Genomic DNA, 14055 nt, shown 5'->3' on the forward strand with positions numbered 1-14055 from the left:
TCGCGGTCCCCGCCCCGGGCGGGGACCGCGACAACGCAGGAGGTGGGCATGCGCAGGCACGTATTCGGCGTCGCCGGGACGACGCTGCTCGCGGTCGCGGCGATCGCGCTCGTGGGGTGGTTCGCCGTCGCCGCCGCGACAGGGGCCACGCTGGTGATCTTTCGTACGGGATCGATGAGCCCGGCGATCCCGCAGGGCGCGCTCGCAGTGTCGGTGCCGGTTTCCGCCCCCGACATCAGGGTCGGCGACGTCGTCACGGTGCAGCGGGAGACCGGCACCCTCCCCGTGTCGCACCGGGTCGTGTCGACCGGGGTGCCGGCGGTGAGCGAGACGGCGGCCGGCGCGGAGCCAGCCCCGGCGGACGCCCGCGAGCTTGTGCTGCGCGGGGACGCGAACGACACGGCCGACGCGCAACCGTACGTGGTGCGCGAGGCGCGCAGGGTGGTTGCCTCCGCACCGTGGCTCGGCACCGGCCTCACCCTGCTGCAGTCCCCGCTCGGCCTCGGGCTCCTGGTGATCGGCGCCGGTGGCATCACCACCTGGGCGTTCTGGCCGCGGGCGGCGGGCGACGCTGGCGGGCGCGGCTCCGATCCGGGTCTGGCCCAGGCCCACGACCCGGCGCGGGAGCCGGATCCTGCCCCGGAGCCCGCCTCCGGCCCCCGGCACGCCCGCGCGGAGGCACTCCCGTGAGCGCGCGGCGTACTATGACCCGCTCGGTGCTCGTCGCGGCGGCGGGGGCGCTGCTCCTCGGCGTCACGCTCACGGGGGTGCGCGCGGTCGCCGCCTACGAGCACATCGTCGATGCCGGGCAGCCCGGGCTCCTCACGCTCAGCGTCGATGCGGCGACCCCGGTCTGGAGCCGGCTCTCCGCAGGCGAGACCACGCACTGGCTCGTGCGCGCCGAACTCACCGACGCGACGACGGCAAGCTTTGGGCTCGAGCTTGTCGCGAGCGGCAAGCTCGTCGATGCGGCCGGCCTCACCGCGGCGGTGACCGCGTGCTCCGCCGGCTTCGTTGAACGGGCCGGGCGGCCGCGCTGCAGCGGCACGTCCGAGCCGGTCCTCGCGACGACCCCGCTGCGCGACCTCGCGCACACCCACACGCGCTACACGCTCGCCGATCTCACCGCCGACGCCCCGCGCGAGTTCCTCGTCACGCTGCGCCTCCCAGACACCGCAACGCGCGCGGAGCTCACCGACGCGCGCGCCCGCGTCGGCCTCGGACTCTTCGCGGCCGGCGAGACGGTCGATCCAGAGCCGCCCACCCCCGAACCGCCCGGGCCCGAACACCCCACACCCGAGCCGCCGGGACCTGCGACGCCCGGCCCCGAGACGCCAGGCGCCAAGACCCCGCCCGACCCCACCGGGGCCACACCGGCGGCGGGGCCCACCGCCGGGTCGCAGCTCGCGCTCACCGGCGGCGACGTCGCGGCGCTGGCGCTCGTCGCGACCGGCCTCCTGGGCATCGGCATCGCGCTCGCCACCCGCGGCACCGCACGGCGCGGCGGAGCCACGCACCCCGGAGGCCGGCAATGAGGCGCCGCGGTGCCGCGGCACTCGCGGTGGGAGCGCTCGCCGCGTTCGCCCTGCTCGTGCAGAGCGCCTCGCCCACGAGCGCCGCGTGGACCGACACCGAGTGGGGCGCCGAGCGGGTCGGGAGCGCGAACTGCGCCGCTGCCGCACCCGGATTCGCCACGCGCGGTGAGGGCCGCGCGCTCAGCGGCGCGCTGCTCGGCACCAACCTCGACACGGTGGCGGCGGCCTCGGGCGTGACGGTCACGAACAACGGGGCACGGGATCTGCACGCCCCGGCCTCGGCCCAGGCGGCCACCGGGATCCCGCAGGCGTGGGCAGACCCGCTCAACGTGGCGTTGCTCAATGGCGCGCTTCCGCTCAACCTCACGCAGGCGCTCCAGCTGCCCGTGAACGCCGGCACCGGAGCCGTCGGTCAGTTCGGGCAGGCGCAGAACGCCGGCACCGCGGCGGGCGCGGCCGGGTATCTCACGAGCAGCGGCGGCATCAACCTCGACGGCGCGCCCGGCGGCTACCCGAACCTCGCCACGCTCAAACTCTCGAACGTGCTGAGCTCGCTCAACTACAACCTCGGCACCCTGATCCCCGGAATCACCGACGTCTCGCTGACCGCCGGCGCCGTTGCCGGGCGCGCACAGCTCAACGGCTGCGACGCCGCGTGGCGGGGCGCCGTGCCGGTGCCGGCCGCGGGCGGCTCGGGAAATCTCTCGCGGCAGTACCTCGCCTCCCACCTGAACCTCACCCTCACCTCGCCAACGGTCAGCGCGCTCACGCAGGGAATCACCACCACGGTCACGGGACTCGAGACCGCGGTGAACGGGATCGCGGGCAACGCCGGGGTCACCACCGCCATTACCACCGGGGTGACGTCGCTGCTCAACGGGCTCATCGGCGGCAACAGCGGCTCGCTGAGCCTCGGCAACATCACGGTCGGGCCGGTCACCGCCACCGTGAACACCACTCCGCTGCGCAACTTCATCGCGGCCCCGTTCTCGGATCCGGGCGGCGTGCTCACCGTCTCCCCCGCCTCCGGGACGATCTCGGTCAATACGACCGCGCTGCTCGCCGCCGCGTACCCCGGCAGCTACAGCGCCGGACTCAACGGGCTCCCACCCAACACCAACCTCCTCGCGGACCCGGCGATCCTCACCGCGCTGACAACCGCGCTCACGAGTGCGCTCTCAGCCTGGATCGGCAGCGTCAACACCCTGCTCACCCAGACGGTGAACGGGATCGCGGTGCACGCGACACTCACCATCGATCTGCGGGCGAAGGTCCTCGTCACCCCCTGGATCCACATCGGCACGATCACGGCGACCACATCGGGCACGCTCGCGCAGCTCCTCACGCCCGGCAACACCACCACCACCGCGTCGCTCACACTCCTCAACGACCTCGGGCTCGTCGCCGACCTCGTCAACGGCCTCCTGAAACCCGTGCTCAACAGCCTCGTGACGGGACTCGTCGGCGGGCTCGGCGGCATCGTGGGCAACGCGATCTGGGCCGTCGTCGGCGGGCTCGCCGTGCTTCCCACCGCGGTTGCCACGCTCACCACCCCGATCGTCACCGCGGTCTCGACGCTGTATTCGAAACTGTTCGTCGCCGGAATCGTGGCGGTCACCGCGAACGCGCAAAACGATCCGTTCTTAGGCCTCCCCGAACCGCCGGAGTGGGCGAGCCTCCCCGCCGGCAGATACGAGGTCGCCGCGCTGCGCGTGGGCGTGCTCGACACGCTGGGCGGGCTCGGCGTGCGCCTGTACCTGGGCCGCGCGGCCGTGGGACCGGTGTGCTCGCCCGCGCGGGTCGCGGCCGGCAGCTGCGCCGGGTACTAGAGCCCGGTGCGACCGTCGGCGGCTGCACCGAGGATGAGGACCCGGTGCGGCCGCCCGCGACCGCACGCCCGGCTACGCCAACCGCTCCGCGACCACCACGCTGTCGCCGATCGTGCCGGGCGACCCGTCTGGCGCGGTGAGCGCGCGCTCGCGCACCTCGGCGACGGCGATCTGCCAGGCCGCGGGATCGAGTGCGAGTGCCGCTAGCTCCGCCTCGGGCGTGGGAAAATCGAGGTGCGCGTGCGACCCGGCGGCCACCCACGACGGGGCCGCGGCGTGGGCGATCACCACGAGGCGCCCGCCCGGGGCAACGCGCGCCGCCGCCGCGCGCAGGATCCGCTCGCGCGGCAGCTCGACCGGGGACTGCAAGAAGCTCGCGGTGACGAGGTCAAAACCGGCTTCCCCGCCGCCGTCGACCGCGGCGGGATCGGCCGCCCACGCCGCAAGGTCCGCGGCGACAAACGTCGCGTCGAGTCCCCGGGCGGCCGCCTCCGACCGCGCCCGATCGATCGCCGACGGCGCGAGATCAATCCCGCTCGCCGCCCAGCCGCGCTCGGCGAGCCAGAGCACGTCGCCGCCCTCCCCGCAGCCGAGGTCGAGTGAGCGCCCGGGCGCTGCCGCCCCCACCGCTGCGGCGAGCGCGGCGTTCACGCGTCCGGACCAGACCGGCTCCGTACCGGCGTAGTGGTCCTCCCAGAAGGCCGCGGGGTGCGTCGCGAGCGCCACCGCCACGTCGTCCTCGACGAGCGCGAAGTTCACCGCGCCGCCCGCCTGCGCGCCAGCACCCATTGCAATCGGCACGGTCGCCATGGGGTTTGACACGTTGCCGATCGCCCAGATCCGGGGGTGGCTGGTGCGCCCGGTCTGGTCCACCGCGAGGAAGCTGCCCACGGGAGTCTCGGTGCGCTCAAGCTCGAGCTCGGCGAGGAAGGCGTCGTGCGGGGTGACCGCGGCCATGGTGAAGATCGCGTCGAGCGCATGGGTCGCACCCGCCCGGGTGCGCACTCCGGTGACTCGCGCACCGTCGCCGAGCACCTCGACGACCGGGTCTGGCTCGATCACGGTGCCCCGGGCGCGCAGTTGGCGCTCGACCGCGGGGTCCAGCTCCCCGAGCGCCGCACTGAACACCGTGAAGCGGTCGCTCCACTGCCGGATCAGCGTTGCCTGGTGCAGCGAGAGCGGCGCGGTGGCGAGCACGCCCAGGCGGCCGCCGCGCACCTCCCAGCCGTGGCAGTAGGGGCAGTGCAGCACGGTGCTGCCCCAGTAGTCGGCGAGCCCGGGGACGTCTGGCAGGGTGTCGCGCACGCCCGACGCGACCACCACGGCCCGCGCGGTGGCCTGCTGCGTCGGCGCCCCGTCTGCCGCCCGTGCTCCTTCTGCCGGCGGCGCCCCCGGTGCTCCGGTTTCGGCCGGCGCCCCAGTTGCCCCCGGTGCTCCGGTTGCGGCCGGCGCCCCAGTTTCCGTTGTGCGCCACTCGACGCGCACCGTGCCGGGCTCGCCGTCGCGCACCGCCACCACGTGGCCCTGCGCAAACTCGACCCCGTACGCCGCCGCCTCGGCCCGGCCACGAGCGATGAGATCGAGCGGGGGCGTGCCGTCGAGCCCGAGCACGTTGTGCATGTGCGTGGCGAATCGGTTGCGGGGGGCGCCAGCGTCGATCACCAGGGTGCGGCGGAGCGAGCGACCGAGCGCCTGCGCCGCGCTCAGGCCGGCTGTGGCGCCGCCGATGATGATGGCGTCGTAGTGTGTGTTCGTCATGGCTCAATCCTGACCACACTGTGCGATACTGGCAATCTGATTTGCACTATTGGCAAGAAAGTGTGGTGGTGCGCATGGCACTTGACGAACTCGCGCAGCTCGGCCCGCGGCTGCGGGCGGCGCGACAGGACCGCGGTTGGACGCTCGACGAGCTCGCGGGGCGCGCCGGACTCTCGGTGAGCACGCTGTCGCGCCTGGAGTCCGGGAAGCGGCAGGCGAGTCTCGAACTCCTTCTCCCCCTCACCCGGCACCTTGGGATCCGGGTCGACGACCTGCTCGCCCCGCGCGACCGCGACCCGCGCGTGCGCCGCAGCGCAGTAACCCGCGACGGGCTGACGGTTGCCCCGCTCACCCGCGAAGCGTCGGACGTGCGCGCCTTCAGGATCACCTACCACCCGGATGCACCGGAGCGCGGGCCCCAGACCCACGACGGGCACGAGTGGCTCTATGTGCTGTCCGGGCGCCTCCGGCTCGAACTCGGCGAACAGGTGCTCGTGCTCACGAGCGGGGAGGCCGCCGAGTTCGACACCACCGTGCCGCACCGCATGCGCGCGGAGGGCGCCCGCCGGGCCGAGGTGCTGAGCATCTTCAACGCGGTCGGCGAGCGCGTGCACCTGCACTCGCACGCGGCGGCGGCGGCCGTCCCACCCGCGGGCGCCGCGCCCCCACCCGCCGCACCCGCACCCGCCGCCGCACCCGCACCCGCCGCCGCATCCACAACCGCCGCCGCAGATCCGACCCCCTAGCCCAGATCCGACCCGCCGCACGGGCGCGACGGGCCGGTGGCGCGGGTCGGATCTGGGCTCACGGGTCGGATGTGTGCGGGGCGGGGTCGGGGGCGTTGGCGCCGCACGCCAGCGGGCCCGGGCGGGGCGGGGCGGGGCAGGACGCGCGGAGCTAGCTCTCGCCGCCGGCCGTGAACGACTCGGCCCAGGCCCGCACGCGAGCCGCGCTCTCTGCCTCGGACAGATCCTCCACGCGGGTCATCACCGACCACCGCACCCCGAACGGGTCGCGCACGCTCGCGAAGCGGTCGCCGGACACAAAGTTGGCGAGCGGCTCGCGCACGGTCGCGCCGGCGGCCACCATCCGCGCGACCGTCGCGTCGACGTCGGGCACGTACAGGGCCAGCGAGTAGCAGTCGTCTTCGCCCGAGGGCGGCGCGACCAGGTGGTAATCGGGCATCGGCTCGCCGAGCTGGAGATGCCCGGCCCCGAAGTCGAGTTCCGCGTGCACCACCACCCCGCCCATCTCGGTGACATCGACGACGCGCGCGCCGAACACGTCGCGGTAGAACTCGATTGCGCCGGCCGCGCCGGGGATGGCGAGGAACGGGGTGAGGCTCGTGGCGCCGTTGGGGCGGCCGTTCGTGGTGTGCGCGCCGGTCGCGGCGCGGGTCTCGTGTGAAGTCATACGCCCACCGTAAGATTTGAGCACACTGACGCGCTTGCAGATTCGCGCCAGATCGCGGACGCGGGAGGGGACCCATGGCGGAGGATCGCCGCGGCGTGCTGTACCCCGGGCGTCTGCCCGAGTTTCACCGGATCGCGCCGCCGCCCGAACTCGCCCGCGCGGTGCGCTGGTTCTGGATCCCCGAGTGGGACCTCCCGCCCGGCACCACCTCGCGGCAGGAGGTGCTCGCGTTCCCCGCGTGCAACCTGGTCGTGGAGCCCGACGGGGTGACGCTGGTGGGGCCGCCGACGCGGCGCTCCGAGCGCGTGCTGCGCGGATCCGGCTGGGCGGTCGGGGCTCTGCTACTGCCCGCGGCGGTGCCGAGCCTGGCTCCCGAGCCCGCGCGGCTCAGGGACGCGGTTGCACCGCTCGACGAGCCGGCGCTCCTCGCTCGCGTGGCCGCGGCGATGCGGCACCCGACCGCCGCGGGGGCTGAGCGCCGCGCGGGTGCCGTCGCCGCGGTCGGCGCCTGGCTCGGCGCGCGCGTGCCCGAACCGGACGCCGACGGCCAACTCGCAAACGAGCTCGCGGCGGCCCTCGCCGACCCGGCGGTCACGCGCGTCGATCAGCTGGCCCCGCGGCTCCACGCGTCGACGCGCACCCTGCAGCGCACGGCCACCCGCTGCTTCGGGCTGTCGCTGCACGCGATGATCCGGCGCCGCCGACTTCAGGAGGGCGCCGAGCGGCTCCGGGAGCAGCCGGAACTCGGGATCGCGGCGCTCGCGGCGGAGCTCGGCTACGCGGATCACGCGCACTTCTCGACCGACTTCGCCGCGCTGCTCGGCGTCACCCCGAGCGAGTATCGCGCGAACGCGACGCGCTAGCCGGCCCATCGCGACGCCTCCCGCCGCCCGCCCGCCGCGCAGATCCGACCCGCGAGCCCACAACCGACCCGCCCGCGGCATGCCCCGCCGCCCCGCCGCTCCTGCTGCCCGCTGCTCCGCCGCCCCACCTCGCAGATCCGACCCGCTAGTTCACAACCGACCCGGTCCTGGGCGCTCCAGCCCTGAAGTACCGGGTCGGATCTGTCGAACCGGGTCGGATCTGCGAGGTGGGGGGGCGGGCGGGGCCGGGCGGGGCCGGGCGGGGCCGGGCGGGGCCGGGCGGGGCGGACGGGCGGGGCTGGCTAGGGTAGGCGGCTCTGGGCTGCCACACGCCGCCCCGCAGATCCGACCCGCTAGCCCACAACCGACCCGGTCCTGGGCGCTCCAGCCCTGAAGTACCGGGTCGGATCTGTCGAACCGGGTCGGATCTGCGGTTCGGGGGGCGGATCTTTACGGCGGCGGGGGCGGATCTGCGCGGCGGCGCGGCGGCGCGCGGCGCCGCCGCGGGCGAGGGCGGGGCGCAGGGCGACGCGGAGGGCGGATCAGGCGGCGAGCGCGGTCACGGACGCGCCGGGCCCAGCGTCACGAGCTCTCCGCCCGCAGTGCGCAGCGTGAGGCGGAACCCCGAGGCTCCGGCGGCGTCCAGCTCCACCCGCGCGACCCCGTCGCCCAGGCCGAGCGTCGCCAGCTGCGCCGACACCGCGGCAACCGCCTCGGCGCTCGGCTCGAGCCGCACAAACGACACCAGCTCGACGCTCGGCACCACCGTCTCGCCGGGCTGCGGCGTCGCACCCCAGTCGATGAGGAACGGCAGCTCACACCGCCGGCCAGCCGGCCCGTCGCCCGAGACCGTGCCGAGGGTAAGCCGCCACTCGAGCAGCGCCCCGTCCGGGGTGCGACGCGACAGCGCGGAGACGTCGCCGAAGTCGACGCCCCGCTCGCGCGCCCGAGCGACCGCCGCCTCGATGCGCGGCGGGTGCACCGCGTACGCCTGGACCCGCGGCTCGGCCAGCCGGTCGATGCCGAACGTGGTCGGCAGCTCGAGCCCGGCCCGATCGGGATCCGGCCCGATCAGCTCGATGTACTGCGGGCCACGTGCGCCGGCGACCGTGAGCGCGACCAGCGCGTTCGCCGTGCCCGTTGGGTGCGCGCCGCCCGGCGCCGGGACAACGCCGGTGTGCGCGGTGAACCAGGCGCTCAGCGCGTCGAGGTGAGGCCCAGCGATCACCACATGGTCGAGCAGCGCCGGGATCGCGGCGGCAGCAGGCACCCCGGCAGCAGGCACCCCGGCGGCAGGTACCCCGGCGGCCGGATCCCCCGCGGCGGTCACGCGCGCGCCCGTCGCGCCGGCACCTCCGGCTCGCCCAGCGAGAGCATGAGGCGGTTTGCCCAGTTAAAGAACGCCGCCCCGCTGATCACGTCGACGATCTCGGCGTCCCCGAGGCCGACCTCGCGGAGCCGGACGATGTCTTCCTGCCCAAAGCGCAGCGGGGTGTCGGTGAGCGCCACCGAGGAGGCGACCACGGCGTTCCACACGGGATCGCCGAGATCTGCGCCGACGCCCGCGTCGAGCAGCCGCTGCACCGTCTCTGCGCGGCCGGACTCCCGCGTCGCTGCCGCCGAGTGCACCGACGCGCAGAACACGCAGCCGTTGTGCCGCGACGCCGCGGTTGCGGCGAGCTCGCGCTCAGCGCGGCCAATGCCGTCGGTGACGTTGAAGAAGATGTCGAGGTCGGTGAGCGTGCGCGCCTTGAGCGCGGCCGGATCGCGGGCGAGCAGCCGGAAGTACGGCATCTTCGCGCGCTCGGGCTGGATCAGCGCGTCGAGCTGCGTCGCCGTGAGCTCGGCCTCGGCGACCGGCGCGAGCCAGGGCACCCAGCCAAGCCCCTGCTGCGTGAAGCGATCCGGTCGCGCCAGCTCCGGATACGCGGTCACGAGATCGGGCAGATTCGCGGGCGCGGGATCAATGGCGGAATCAAGCGCGGGATCGGGCACTTCGCCCGCGGCGTCGCTCGCCGGGGCGGCGGCCGACGCTGGCTTGAACGCGTCCGCCGACCCACCGAGCACGCGCAGGCCCCACGCGAGGCGCAGCTGGAAGGCGAGGAACGACACGAGCTGCGAGAGCGACACAATCGCGTCGGCACTCCAGCCGGCCGCGACGAGGGCCGCCAGCCACTCCGGCCGTGCCTCGCGCGGCCGGAACACGAGCGCGTGCGCGTGCGCGAGGCCGGCGGCGAGGTGCGCACCGAGGCGTTCGGCCGCGTCGGCGTCGGGGCGCCACACAGCGGCGTGCGTGCCCTCGGACGCGAGATCCGGCTCACGGTACGCGCCCACGGGACCACGCCCGGCGCCCGCAGCGACGACGTCCGCCGCAGCGGCGGCGATCTGGGCGGCGAGCTGCGAATCCTCGTCTCCGAGCAGGTCGGCGTAGAACTCAGCGGCCTCCGGGAAGCCGTGCAGCTGCGCCACGAACGCGGCGATCGCGTAGCGCTCCGCGAGCGAGAAGTCGCCCGGCTGCTCGGGCTCGAGCAGGGCGGTGAAGCTGAGCTGCGCGTTCTCGCGGGCCTGCGTGCGCTGGGCGCGCACCGCGGCGAGCTCGCTGCTCGGCGTGATGCCCGCGAGCAGGTCAATGATGTCGGCGCTCTGGTCGCTCATGTGGGTCTCCTTGGGGGTGGGGTGCGCGCAGGCCGCGAGCGGGCCGGCGCGTGAGTGCTGAGCGGATGCGACCGCTCGGAGTTCGGGACCGCGTCGCTCGGCTAGCCGAGCGCGGCCAGCGACGCGCGGGGATCGGTCCGCCCGGCGGCGGGCTCCCCTGGGGATCCGGCCGCCCCGGCGAGCCCGGCCGGATCGGCCAAGCCATCGGCGCCAACCGAGTCAGCCGGATCAACCGGATCGGCAGGATCAGCCGGATCGGCAGGATCAGCCGGATCGGCAGGATCGGCAGGATCAGCCGGGTCAGCGGGATCGGCCGGGTCCGCCGACGGTGCCGCGCGGGCCCCCGCGCCGGCGGCCGCGCGCGCGGCGCCACCGGGGATCGCCGCGAGGAGCCGGCGCGTGTAGTCGTGCTGCGGGCGCTCGAACACCTGCTCGGCGGTGCCGATCTCGACCTGACGCCCGTGCTGCAGCACCGACACCGTGTCGGAGATCTGGCGCACCACGGCGAGGTCGTGCGAGATGAAGACGTAGGTGAGGCCGAGCTCAGCCTGCAACCGCGCGAGCAGGCGGAGGATCTGGGCCTGCACGGTCACGTCGAGCGCGGAGACCGCCTCGTCGAACACCACGAGTTCTGGCTCGACGATGAGTGCGCGCGCGATCGCCACCCGCTGCCGTTGGCCGCCCGAGAGCTCCTGCGGCTTGCGCCGGCCCATCTCGGGGGCGAGCGCGACGAGTTCGAGCGCGTGCGCGATCCGGTCGGCGCGGTCCTCCTTGGTGCCGATGCCGAAGTTGCGCAGCGGCTCGCCCAGCGCGTCGGCGATCGTCTGCCGGGGGTCGAGTGAGCCGTAGGGGTTCTGGTAGACGAGCTGGGTGCCGCGCCTGAACGCGCGGGCGGCCCGGCCCCGGCGCACCCCGCCCGCGGTGAGGTCGGTGTCGCCCACCCGGATCGTGCCGGCGGTGGGGGCCTGGAACCCGGCGATCGCGCGGCCGGTCGTGGTCTTGCCCGAGCCCGACTCGCCGACCAGCGCGTGCGTGGTGCCGCGGGGCACGGTGAACGAGACGCCGTCAACGGCGACGAATGGCGCGGCCCGGCCCGCGACGCGGAACTCCTGCCGGAGGTCCGCGACGGTCACCAGCGGCGCACCGGCCACCAGCGGCGCACCGGCCACGGGGTCGTCGGCGGCACCACCAGCAGCAGGGCGTGGCGCGCGCTCGACCACGCGGGCGAGCGACGGCGCGTCTGCGAGCAACTCGCGGGCGTACTCTGACTCGGGTGCCGAGAGCACGCGCGCTGCCGGCCCCGATTCTTGCACCTCGCCGTGGCGCATCACCACGACGGTGTCGGCGCGATCCGCCGCGACCGCGAGGTCGTGCGTGATGAACAGCACGCCCATCCCGGTCTCGGCGCGCAGCCGGTCGAGGAGGTCGAGCACGGTCTGCTGGATCGTGACGTCGAGGGCGCTCGTGGGCTCGTCGGCGATGATGAGCTCGGGTTCGAGCGCGAGCGCGGCGGCGATCAGCACGCGCTGTCGCATCCCGCCCGAGAGCTCGTGCGGGTACTGCTTGGCGCGGGTCTCGGGGTCGTCGATGCCGACGCGCTCAAGCAGCTCGAGCACGCGCGCGTCGACCGCCCGGCGGTCCTTCCACCCGTGGATGCGCAGCGCCTCGCCAACGCTCGCGCCGATCCGCGCGACCGGGTTGAGCGAGTTGCCCGGGTCCTGCGGGATGAGCCCGATCCGGCGCCCGCGCACCTGCCGCCAGCTGCGCTCCGAGAGCCCGGCGAGCCGGTCGGTGCCGTGCAGTTCGCTGTGGAGCGTGATCTCGCCGCCGGCGATCTGCCCGTTCGCGGCGAGCAGCCCGATCACCGCTTGCGCGACGGTGGTCTTCCCCGAGCCCGACTCGCCCACGAGGGCCGTGACCGATCCCGCGGCAACGTCGAGCGACACCCCGCGCACGGCGTCGACGCGCCCGTGGTCGGTGCGGTAGGAGACGGCGAGGTCTCGGATGCTGAGCAGTGGTGTGGTGGTCATGAGTCCTGGTCCCCTCCGCGGATCGCCTGGCTGAGTCGGTTGGTGGCGAGCACGATCGCGACGACCACGAGCCCGGGGAGCACCGTGAGCCACCACGCGGTTGCCACGTAGTTGCGGCCCTCGGCGATGAGCAGACCCCACTCCGGGGTGGGCGGCGGCGCGCCGTAGCCGAGGAAGCCGAGGGTGGAGATCTGCAGGATCGCCGAGCCGAGCTGCAGCGCGGCGAGCGCGATCACGGGGGTGAGCGAGTTCGGGAGGATGTGCCGCCACAGCACGCTGCCGAAGGTGCCGCCGGATCCGTATGCCGCCTCAACGTACTCGCTGACGCGCACGCTCACCACCTGCGAGCGGGCGAGCCGCGCGAAGACGGCGATGGACGTGACACCCACGGCGATCGCCGCGTTCGTGGTGCCGAATCCGAGCAGGATCACGATGCTGAGCGAGAGCAGCAGCGCCGGGATCGCGAGCAGCACGTCGACGAGCCGCATGAGCGCGTCGTCGAGCAGCCCGCCGACGGCGCCCGCGAGCACGCCGATCGTGGTGCCCACCACGAAGCCGACGAGCACCGCGACGAGAGCGGCAACGATCGACTGCGAGGCACCGTAGATGACGCGCGCGTACAGGTCGCGACCGGTCGCGTCGGTGCCGAACCAGTGGGCGCCGCTCGGGGCTTGGAGGGCCGGGCCGACGCTCTCGGTGGGGCTCAGCGAGGTGAAGAGTCCGGGCGCGATCGCCCAGACGAGCGCGAGCAGGATCACGAGCGTCGGGAGCAGGAAGCGGGCGCGCAGCAGCGGGTGCCGCGGGCCCTGCGCACCCCGCGCGCGGCGCGTCTGCACCTCGGCGGTGCCGGGAGCGTCGGCAGAGCTCGGGCGGGTTCCGAGGAGCGTCATCGTGAGTCTCCGTTCGTCGGGGTGGGGCGCGAAGCGGCGGGCGTCGCGGCGGCGGGCGTCGCGGCGGCGGGCGTCGCGGCGGCGGGCGTCGCAGCGGCAAGCTGATCCGGATCCCGCCGGGTGCGCTTCCCCCCGCCCGCGGCCCGCGCCTGCGTGCGCAGCCGCGCGTCGAGCACCGGGTAGAGGAGGTCGACGATGAGGTTGATCACCACGAACGTGACCGTTGTGATGACCACGATCGCGAGCAGCACCGGGGTGTCGCGGTTCTCCACCGACTGCGCGGTGAGCTGCCCCAGCCCGGCGCGCGCGAACACGGTCTCAGTGATCACGGCGCCGCCCACCAGCTCACCAAAGAGCAGGCCGGCCATCGTGAGCGTGGGCAGCAGCGCGTTGCGCGCCACGTCGCGCCAGAGCAGCCACGAGGTGCTCGCGCCGCGGGCACGCACCACCGTGACGAACGGCTGGGCGCGCACCTCGTCGATCGAGCGCATGAGCACCTGGGCGAGCGGGGCGGCGATCGGTATCGCGATCGTGATCACTGGCAGAATCAGGGATTCCGGCCCGGTCGCGCCGATCGCGGGCACGAGGCCCAGCTGGAACGAGAACACCTGGATCAGGATGATTCCGATCCAGAACACGGGGAGCGAGACGAAGAACGGCGGCAGGTTGCGGAAGAGGCGACGCAGCCACGAGGCGCCGCCGTAGGTCGCGGTGAACGCGATCGTGACCGCGAGGAACACGGCGAGCGCGAGGCCCAGCACCGCGAGCAGCAGCGTGCTCGGCAGCGCCGTGGCGATGAGCGTGGAGACCGCCGCGCCGCTGTAGACCGAGTAGCCGAGGTCGCCGCGCAGGAACGCGCCGGCCTGTTCAAGGTAGCGCTCGATGAACGAGCGATCGGCCCCGTACGTCTGACGGATCTCGTCGAGCTGCTGCGGGGTGAGCCCCAGGTCGGGGTTGCCGTAGCGCGCCGCCACCGCGTCTCCGGGGAGCGCTCCGAGCAGCACGTACACCGCGGTATAGGCGAGCGCGAGCACCAGCAGCGCCTGCAACACGCGCCTCACGACGTACCTCATCTGTGCGGA

11 protein-coding genes and 1 pseudogene are annotated in these 14055 nt (G+C 74.4%); 5 read left to right on the forward strand and 7 right to left on the reverse strand.

Annotated features, from left to right (window positions below):
• Positions 1-48: 48 nt before the first annotated feature.
• The 3 genes from EV139_RS03570 to EV139_RS03580 are packed head-to-tail and all read left to right on the forward strand — an operon-like array spanning position 49 to position 3364.
• Entirely contained in the window at positions 49-690 is a 642-nt protein-coding gene (locus EV139_RS03570) for a S24/S26 family peptidase (RefSeq protein ID WP_130452965.1), read from the forward strand.
• Positions 687-1535: a hypothetical protein gene (locus EV139_RS03575; protein WP_206750806.1), complete on the forward strand. Its 849-nt coding sequence runs from the start codon at positions 687-689 to the stop codon at positions 1533-1535. Before EV139_RS03570 ends, EV139_RS03575 begins: the two co-directional genes overlap by 4 nt.
• On the forward strand, positions 1532-3364 hold the full coding sequence (locus tag EV139_RS03580) for a choice-of-anchor G family protein (protein WP_130452967.1): 1833 nt from the start codon (positions 1532-1534) through the stop codon (positions 3362-3364). The genes EV139_RS03575 and EV139_RS03580 overlap by 4 nt, the downstream gene beginning before the upstream one ends.
• A 72-nt stretch (positions 3365-3436) precedes the next feature.
• Here EV139_RS03580 and EV139_RS03585 read toward each other — a convergent pair whose 3' ends face one another.
• Positions 3437-5122 (reverse strand): bifunctional NAD(P)/FAD-dependent oxidoreductase/class I SAM-dependent methyltransferase, encoded by a 1686-nt coding sequence (locus EV139_RS03585; protein ID WP_130452968.1) that lies wholly within the window; start codon positions 5120-5122, stop codon positions 3437-3439.
• A 74-nt stretch (positions 5123-5196) separates the two neighbouring features.
• Here EV139_RS03585 and EV139_RS03590 point away from each other — a divergent pair.
• Positions 5197-5745 (forward strand): annotated as a pseudogene (locus tag EV139_RS03590) (helix-turn-helix domain-containing protein); the annotation flags it as partial.
• Positions 5746-6019: 274 nt separating this feature from the next.
• Here the strand turns inward: EV139_RS03590 and EV139_RS03595 are convergent.
• On the reverse strand, positions 6020-6535 hold the full coding sequence (locus EV139_RS03595) for a VOC family protein (RefSeq protein ID WP_130452970.1): 516 nt from the start codon (positions 6533-6535) through the stop codon (positions 6020-6022).
• Between the two features lie 74 nt (positions 6536-6609).
• On the opposite strand from EV139_RS03595, the gene EV139_RS03600 reads away from it, so the two are divergent.
• Complete coding sequence (locus EV139_RS03600) at positions 6610-7398, forward strand: helix-turn-helix domain-containing protein (RefSeq protein WP_130452971.1); 789 nt, start codon at positions 6610-6612, stop codon at positions 7396-7398.
• Positions 7399-7957: 559 nt separating this feature from the next.
• Here the strand turns inward: EV139_RS03600 and EV139_RS03605 are convergent.
• The 5 genes from EV139_RS03605 to EV139_RS03630 all read right to left on the reverse strand — a co-directional run bounded on the left by EV139_RS03605 (position 7958) and on the right by EV139_RS03630 (position 14046).
• The gene (locus tag EV139_RS03605; protein ID WP_420029115.1) at positions 7958-8728 is read right to left on the reverse strand and encodes a VOC family protein; all 771 of its coding nucleotides are present in this window, start codon (positions 8726-8728) and stop codon (positions 7958-7960) included.
• The gene (locus EV139_RS03610) at positions 8725-10053 is read right to left on the reverse strand and encodes an alkylhydroperoxidase domain protein (RefSeq protein ID WP_130452972.1); all 1329 of its coding nucleotides are present in this window, start codon (positions 10051-10053) and stop codon (positions 8725-8727) included. Before EV139_RS03610 ends, EV139_RS03605 begins: the two co-directional genes overlap by 4 nt.
• Before the next feature lie 101 nt (positions 10054-10154).
• Complete coding sequence (locus tag EV139_RS03620) at positions 10155-12083, reverse strand: dipeptide ABC transporter ATP-binding protein (protein WP_198677439.1); 1929 nt, start codon at positions 12081-12083, stop codon at positions 10155-10157.
• Positions 12080-12973 (reverse strand): ABC transporter permease, encoded by an 894-nt coding sequence (locus EV139_RS03625; protein ID WP_130452973.1) that lies wholly within the window; start codon positions 12971-12973, stop codon positions 12080-12082. The genes EV139_RS03620 and EV139_RS03625 overlap by 4 nt, the downstream gene beginning before the upstream one ends.
• Positions 12970-14046: an ABC transporter permease gene (locus tag EV139_RS03630; protein WP_130452974.1), complete on the reverse strand. Its 1077-nt coding sequence runs from the start codon at positions 14044-14046 to the stop codon at positions 12970-12972. The genes EV139_RS03625 and EV139_RS03630 overlap by 4 nt, the downstream gene beginning before the upstream one ends.
• Positions 14047-14055 lie beyond the last annotated feature (9 nt).

This window comes from Leucobacter luti (genome assembly GCF_004217175.1).
Taxonomy (GTDB): domain Bacteria; phylum Actinomycetota; class Actinomycetes; order Actinomycetales; family Microbacteriaceae; genus Leucobacter; species Leucobacter luti.

Excerpts from the sequence above, each read along its gene's own strand:
- EV139_RS03620 (WP_198677439.1), bottom strand. The coding sequence starts at position 12,083 with ATGACCACCACACCACTGCTCAGCATCCGAGACCTCGCCGTCTCCTAC.
- EV139_RS03585 (WP_130452968.1), bottom strand. The coding sequence starts at position 5,122 with ATGACGAACACACACTACGACGCCATCATCATCGGCGGCGCCACAGCC.
- EV139_RS03570 (WP_130452965.1), top strand. The coding sequence starts at position 49 with ATGCGCAGGCACGTATTCGGCGTCGCCGGGACGACGCTGCTCGCGGTC.
- EV139_RS03600 (WP_130452971.1), top strand. The coding sequence starts at position 6,610 with ATGGCGGAGGATCGCCGCGGCGTGCTGTACCCCGGGCGTCTGCCCGAG.
- EV139_RS03625 (WP_130452973.1), bottom strand. The coding sequence starts at position 12,973 with ATGACGCTCCTCGGAACCCGCCCGAGCTCTGCCGACGCTCCCGGCACC.
- EV139_RS03630 (WP_130452974.1), bottom strand. The coding sequence starts at position 14,046 with ATGAGGTACGTCGTGAGGCGCGTGTTGCAGGCGCTGCTGGTGCTCGCG.
- EV139_RS03595 (WP_130452970.1), bottom strand. The coding sequence starts at position 6,535 with ATGACTTCACACGAGACCCGCGCCGCGACCGGCGCGCACACCACGAAC.
- EV139_RS03610 (WP_130452972.1), bottom strand. The coding sequence starts at position 10,053 with ATGAGCGACCAGAGCGCCGACATCATTGACCTGCTCGCGGGCATCACG.
- EV139_RS03580 (WP_130452967.1), top strand. The coding sequence starts at position 1,532 with ATGAGGCGCCGCGGTGCCGCGGCACTCGCGGTGGGAGCGCTCGCCGCG.